At 45.2% G+C, this 281-nt stretch carries 1 protein-coding gene; it reads right to left on the reverse strand.

The features are described 5' to 3' along the window. Positions 1 to 281 (reverse strand): hypothetical protein (locus tag DMA14_RS00060; protein ID WP_157957632.1); only part of this gene is annotated, 281 nt, incomplete at both ends.

A 281-nucleotide genomic window follows, 5' to 3' on the forward strand; every position in this document is an offset into this window, starting at 1 on the left:
TGTAAGTTCCTGCATTTCCGCAACCTTCAGAGGCAACGAACTGTCCGCTTGTTTTAGTGATGTTAGTGACATCTGAATCGCAAAGGTCAGAAGCTGTTGGAATCTGAGCTTGAGCAGAAGCAAGACCAGCTGTATCGCTGCATTCTAAAGTCACATCTAGAGAACCTGCCTGTGTTGTCCAAGTAGGCGCTGTTGTGTCCTGAATGGTGATCACCTGAGTGAAAGTGTCAGAAGTATTTCCGCAGTCATCTTTAACTGTCCAAGTATTAGTGTAAGTTCCA

Origin of the sequence: Flavobacterium sharifuzzamanii (genome assembly GCF_003254585.1) — a bacterium.
GTDB lineage: Bacteria > Bacteroidota > Bacteroidia > Flavobacteriales > Flavobacteriaceae > Flavobacterium > Flavobacterium sharifuzzamanii.